We start from the raw sequence: 3254 nt of genomic DNA on the forward strand, positions 1-3254 counted from the left end.
GCTCGGGCCTCGGCCTGTCGCTGGTCCGCGCCGTGACCGCGCTGCATGGCGGCGAGATCATCCTCGCCGACACGCGCCCCGGGCGTCCCCTGCCCGGCCTGAGCGTGACGCTGCGCCTGCCGATGGACCCCGAGCAGCCGGAGGGCCAGGCGAGCGGCTAACGCAGCTTTCACGGCGCGAACACGGCGGCACAGTGTCCCGTGCCCGATAAGGGGCCATGCGACACAAGGCCATCGCGCCGGTCCTGCTTCTTGCCGGGCCCCTTTTCTGTCTCCAGTCCACCTCCCTTCAGACCGTCGGGCTGGCCGTGGAGAAGGGGGCGCGGGACCTCTGGCATGTGCGGCCGGACCGTCCGGAATACTGCCAGGAGCTGGCGAGCCGCCTCGCCGCCCTGCCGGGCGCCCTGACCACGCCGGCCAAGCAGCTGGGGGACGAGGGGCTGACCCTGTGCCGGAAAGGCTATCCGCGCACCGGCGTCGCCAAGCTGCGCCGCGCTATCCGCGAGGCCCAGGGGAACTAGGACGGAACATCGAAGCCGTCCCAGGGCCAGATCCCAGGATCAGATCCCGGGGCCAAACCCCAGGATCAGCCCCGGGGATCAGCCGGCCACCATCCGGAAGCCCATGCCTTCCGCCCGCACCCGGCTGAAGCCGGTGACATGCCCGCCCGTGACCAGCCAGCCCGCGGCGGCCGCGCGCTCCAGTCCCGCCTTGCGGCTGCGGCGCGCCTCGGCGGGGTCGAGGTCATAGGTCAGGCTCAGCGCCGGGTCGGCCGATTGCGGCCCGGCGAGGTGCAGCAGGTCGCCCCAGAGCAGCAGGCTGCCGCCCTCCCCCTCGCCGCGCAGCAGATAGCCGACATGGCCCGGCGTATGCCCCGGCAGCGGCAGCAGCTCGATCCCCGGCAGGACCTCCCCGGCGGGGACGCCGCGCAGCCGCCCGGCATAGGCCCGCACCAGCTTCTCCGCGATGTCGAAGCCGCTGCGCCGCTCCGGCGGTGTCGCTTCGCGGGATACGGCATCGGTGAAGAAGCCCAGGTCCCGCTCCGGCACCAGGATCTCCGCCCGCGGCAGCCAGGGTTCCTCCCCATCGAGCAGGCCCAGCGCATGGTCGCCATGGATATGGGTCAGCAACACGCGGTCCACCTGTCCAGGCGCGATCCCGTGCCGCTCCAGCGCCGTGCGGGCATGGCCGAGTGCCGGACCCCAGGCATGGCCCGTCCCCGCATCGACCAGGGTGATGCCGTCAGGCCCGCGCAGCAGGAAGGCGTTCACGTCGATCCTGATGGCATCGCCGGACAGCGGCCCCAGGGCGCGGTCTCGCGCCTCCACTCCGTCGGGATGCACCACCACCCCCGGTGGCGGTTCGAAGATGCCGTCGAGCAGGAGCGCCACCTCCCGGTCACCGATCCGGCGACTTCCATCCGTCATGGCATTCCAGTCCTCTTCCAGCGAATCCCGGCGGCCGCGATTCAATCGATGCGGCGCAGCGTGTCCATCCGGTAGAACTCGCTCCGGCTCGCCACCAGGGGCTTCAGCACATCGGCCGTGCCGGCGATGAAGCGCTCCGTGGCCTCGTCGCCGGACAGGGGGAAATCGGTCTCCGGCAGCCAATGCACCAGCACCACGTCGCCGCCGGGGCGCAGGGAACGCGTGACCTGCGTACAGACGCGCTTCAGGTCCTCTTCATCGAAGAAGTACAGGACCTCGGAAAACAGGATCAGGTCGAAGTGCCCTTCCGGCCATTCCTCCGGCACGCGCCCGTGCAGGATCTCCACATGCGCCTGCCCCGCCAGCCGCTGCCGCGCCCGTGCCAGCGGAGCCTCGGCCGCGTCCAGCGCCACCAGCCGGTCGCAGCGCTTCGCCAGCTGCTCCGTCAGCACGCCGATGGAACAGCCGATCTCCAGCGCCGCCGCGTAATGCGGGCGCGGCAGGGCGGCCAGGGTGGCGGCGTATTTCTCGCGCTCATAGGGCTTGCTCTCGAAGCCCCAGGGGTCCGGGTTCCCGGCATAGAGATCGTCGAAATAGCTGGTCGGCAGGCTGCGGTCGCTGCGGCTCATGGCGTCAGGTCCAGATAGAGTTCCCAGGGGCGCAGCAGCACGTCGAGTGCCGCCGGCGAAAGCACGAAGCCACCCGGGTCATCCGCGATCAGCCCGGTGGTCTGGCTGCGATGCGCCGCCACCGCCGCGCGCTTGGCGGGCAGCTCCGCCGCGATGTCCAGCCGGACGCCGCGCGGCACGGCGGCGAGCTCTACCGGCTCCACCGGCGCCAGCATCCCCGGATAGAGGTGCCGCCAGCCCCAGACCGGATAGGCCAGCAGTCGCAATCCCAGGTCCCCCGCGACATGCCGCGCCATCCGCCAGGTGGCGAGGTGGTCGCCATGCGGGTCCTCCTCCCAGGGGGCGAGGATCGTGGTGGCGCCGTCGCGCAGCGCCAACCCGCCGATGGCGGTCGCCGCCGCCTCGAAGCCCGGCCCTTCCTGCGGCACCGCCCCGTCGGGCAGGCCCAGCGTCACCAGCCGCTCCGGCCCCAGGCCGAGCGCGGCCAGCGCCGCCGCCATCTCCTCCTGCCGCAGCGCCGCCAGCTGCCGGGGCGGATAGAGCCGCGAATCATGCGACGCCGCCCCGTCCGAAACCAGCACCACCCGCACCTCCCGCCCGCGCGCCGCGAGCTGCGCCAGCAGCCCGCCGCAGCCGAGGGATTCGTCGTCCGGATGCGGTGAAAGCAGCAGCACCGGCCCGGCCTCCGGCAACAGCGCCTCCAGCCCTTCCAGCGGCCAGGCTTCGGCGGCGCGGAGAAACTCGGTGGCCTTCATGCGATCGTGTCCGCCTTCATGTCCCGGGAGCATCCGGCCCGGCGGGGCCCCGGCTCACCGGCCCCAAAGATCGCCCACCGGGGCCGCCGCCGCCAGGGCATGCTGCGCCGCCGATGTCAGGGCGCGGTCCGGTCCCGGCTGCCGCAGATAGGTGGCGAGGTCCCGCGCGATCCGCTCGACCGGCGCCGGGCGCAGGAAAGCCCCGAGTCCGATGGAGCGCTGTGCCAGTTCCATCGCCGCCAGCCCCGCCCGTTCCACCGCGCCGCGCGCCAGGTCCACATAGGCCACGACCCGCGCCGCCGCCTCCCCGTCGCCGGAAGCCCCGGCCTCCGGCCCCTCGGCCATCCGCGCCGCCTCGCCCACCCAGAGCCGCGCCGCCTCCGCCTCCGCCAGGGCCTGGCCGAGCCGCGCCTGCTGGTGCGGGCTGTCTCTTGATCACAAGTC

General features: G+C 73.0%; 5 protein-coding genes. 1 reads left to right on the forward strand and 4 read right to left on the reverse strand.

Annotated elements, in window-relative coordinates:
* Positions 1-217: 217 nt before the first annotated feature.
* Positions 218-520 carry a hypothetical protein gene (locus ROTAS13_RS21645; RefSeq protein ID WP_019461495.1) on the forward strand — a complete coding sequence of 101 codons (303 nt, stop codon included), beginning with the start codon at positions 218-220 and terminating at the stop codon, positions 518-520.
* A 78-nt stretch (positions 521-598) separates the two neighbouring features.
* On the opposite strand, the gene ROTAS13_RS21650 is transcribed toward ROTAS13_RS21645, so the two are convergent.
* From ROTAS13_RS21650 to ROTAS13_RS28520, 4 genes are read right to left on the reverse strand one after another with little or no spacing between them, the layout of a single operon-like run.
* The gene (locus tag ROTAS13_RS21650) at positions 599-1426 is read right to left on the reverse strand and encodes an MBL fold metallo-hydrolase (protein WP_075823380.1); all 828 of its coding nucleotides are present in this window, start codon (positions 1424-1426) and stop codon (positions 599-601) included.
* 41 nt (positions 1427-1467) lie between these two features.
* A complete protein-coding gene (locus tag ROTAS13_RS21655; protein ID WP_058389449.1) occupies positions 1468-2055 on the reverse strand; it encodes a class I SAM-dependent methyltransferase in 588 nt (195 codons plus the stop codon).
* Positions 2052-2810, reverse strand: coding sequence for a PIG-L deacetylase family protein (locus tag ROTAS13_RS21660; RefSeq protein ID WP_075823379.1), 759 nt, complete (start codon positions 2808-2810; stop codon positions 2052-2054). The genes ROTAS13_RS21655 and ROTAS13_RS21660 overlap by 4 nt, the downstream gene beginning before the upstream one ends.
* A 54-nt stretch (positions 2811-2864) precedes the next feature.
* The gene (locus ROTAS13_RS28520; protein ID WP_305793730.1) at positions 2865-3155 is read right to left on the reverse strand and encodes a hypothetical protein; all 291 of its coding nucleotides are present in this window, start codon (positions 3153-3155) and stop codon (positions 2865-2867) included.
* Between the last annotated feature and the right edge of the window lie 99 nt (positions 3156-3254).

The organism is Roseomonas sp. TAS13, assembly GCF_001950415.1.
GTDB classification, from domain to species: domain Bacteria; phylum Pseudomonadota; class Alphaproteobacteria; order Acetobacterales; family Acetobacteraceae; genus Roseomonas; species Roseomonas mucosa.